Raw genomic sequence first — 2398 nt, 5'->3', positions numbered from 1 at the left:
TGTTTTCATCTACTGGCTGTCCTTCGCGCGCCCCCCCCCCCCCGGCCCGCCGGGGGGGGCCCGGGGGGCGCCCCCCCCCGCGGCGGGGGCGGGGGCCCCCCCGGCCACCTTGACCAGGCCGTGGAGTTCGCCGGGCGCGGTCCTCGCCTGTTCGAGGATGGCCGCCACGCCCTCGTCGGTGCTCGCGTCGGCCGACAGCGGGATCACCGGAAGACCCTGCGCGGCCAGCGGTTCGACATGGGCGGCCAGATTCTCCTTCGACCTGCTGACCGCGACGACGGTGGCGCCCGCTCGTGCGGCGAGCCCGGTGATGGCGGTGCCGATACCGCCACCGCCCGCCCCGGCCACGATCACCACGCGGCCGGCCAAGCTGATCTCGGGCAGGTCGATCGCGGCCGAACCGTTCGCACTCATCGCCGATCACCCCTCGATCCGTACGGCGAGGACGCTGCCCTCGGCATCGGCGGAGACGTAGACGGTGCCGTCGGGTCCGGCGGCGATGCCGGCGAACGGACCCATCGGGCCGGAGAACGGCGGAGTGCCGCGCAGCGGTTTGGCGACCACCCCCTCCGGCACGCCGACCGGGAGTTCGGCGGCCAGGGTCCGGCGCGCCTTGGTGGTCAGGTCGACGGCGATCAGCTGTTTCAGACCGGAGTCCACGATGAGCAGCCGGCTGCCGCGCACCAGGATGCCGTGCGGGGTCTCCAGCCCGTCCACCACGGTGTCGACCCCGCCCGCGGCGACCGAGACCACGCGGCCTGCTCGGGTTTCGGAAACCAGGATCTGCCCGTCCGGGCCGAAGGCGACGCCGGTGGGGCTGTGCAGGCCCGCGGCCAGTATCTCGGTCTGCCCGCCCCGGATCGACAGCACCCGGCCCGGGCCGGACTCGACCGCGACGATCGAGCGGTCCGCGGTGGCGGCGATGCCGTAGAGCTGGTCGAAACCCGCCGCGATGACCTCGGTTTCGGGTTCGCCGCCGTGCCGGTAACGGGAGATGTTGCCGTCGGAGGTGGCGACCAGGAATTCGTCGACGCCGACGGCGGTGGCGCCGCGCACGTAGCCGGGGGTGTTCGGGCTGAACAGCGAGGCCAGCACGTGCGGTTCGCCCTCGCGCAGCGCGTAGAAGAAGGTGCCGTCGGCGATGTAGAGCGTGCCGTCCGGGCCGACGGTCAGGTCCAGCGGCCACATCAGACCGCCCGCCAGCACCGCCTCGGTCCGTCCGCCGCCGAGGATCTCGGTGATCGCGCCGTCGAAGCTGGAGACGAAGAGCCTGCCGTCGACGAAGGTGCAGTTGTCCAGGCCGGGATCGAGCTGGGCCAGGATCTGCCGGTCACCGGTGCGCGGGTCGATGCGCAGCACCTGGCCGGTGGCGACCTGGGTGGAGACGATGAAACCCTCGGCGTCGAACTTCACCGAGTCCGGGACGCCGAGATCGCCGGCGACGCGCTCGGGGGTCCCGCCGTCGGGGTCGATGCGCCAGATGTCGTTGGTGCCCATGACCGGGTAATAGAGGAGACCGTCGGGGCCGACCTCCATGGCGTTGGGCATGGGCAGGTTGTCCTGCAACACCTTCGGGGCGCCGCCGTCGAGTGGCAGCTCCATCAGGCGGCCGCCGATACGGCACTCGTTCACGAACAACCTGCCGTTGTGCACGGTGATGCCGTTGGCGCCGGGCAGGTCGTCGCGCAGCACCCGGCTGCGGCCGTCGGCGCCGCGCACGCTGACCCGCGCGTCCATGTACTCGGTGGCGACCAGTTCACCGGACGGGATGAAGGCGATGTCGTCGGGCGCGACGATATCGCCGCCCTTGGCGCTGACGGTCTCGATCTCGCCGGTGGCGATGTCGAGCGCGCTGATCTGGCTGCCCGCCACCTGAGCCACGTAGATGCGCTTGTCCGGGCCGGTGCGCAGGCCGTTGGCCCCGAACAGGCGGCTGGGCGGGGTGAGCCGCCGGATGCTCACGCCTTCGGCGAGCTGGATGGATGCGGTGCTGACGTAGCGTGCCCCTCCGGTCACGGCGGGCCTCCCAAGACGATCGGCAGAGTGTGTCGCCGGTCACGCTACGTCAATCCTCGCAAGGATTGCAATACTTGGCTGATTGGCGAGCTGGGTGGGGTGCGCGAGCCGGAGAGGTGTCGGGAAGGTGCGGGAAAAGCATTGCGCGACAGGGTTATCGCTCGATCGCTGGTTCGCGGGCGCGACGATCCGCCCGGTCTGCCGGGCGCGAGTGGCGCCCGATCGCGGGTATGCGATATTCGAAATCGAGAATGAGATTATCGCACGAGTCGCCCGGGGTGGGCGCGTTCGGCCGACTCGCTCTCGTCAGGGGGTGATGACGTGAGCCGGTCGCGGGCGGGCGGGTGATCGGCGGTCGACGCGCGGGGGGGTGTCCCTATGG

The 2398-nt window shown here is 71.4% G+C and carries 1 protein-coding gene and 1 pseudogene; both read right to left on the bottom strand.

Features of this window, described 5'->3' with window-relative positions:
- Positions 1–93 precede the first annotated feature (93 nt).
- Positions 94–414 (bottom strand): annotated as a pseudogene (locus QH283_RS22320) (SDR family NAD(P)-dependent oxidoreductase); the annotation flags it as partial.
- A gap of 6 nt (positions 415–420) precedes the next feature.
- Entirely contained in the window at positions 421–2016 is a 1596-nt protein-coding gene (locus QH283_RS22315; RefSeq protein WP_280504916.1) for an SMP-30/gluconolactonase/LRE family protein, read from the bottom strand.
- Positions 2017–2398 lie beyond the last annotated feature (382 nt).

The organism is Nocardia farcinica (assembly GCF_029867845.1).
Taxonomy (GTDB): domain Bacteria; phylum Actinomycetota; class Actinomycetes; order Mycobacteriales; family Mycobacteriaceae; genus Nocardia; species Nocardia farcinica_A.
Note: the sequence above shows the minus strand (reverse complement) of the source record. Positions and strands in the feature narration are given on the sequence as shown.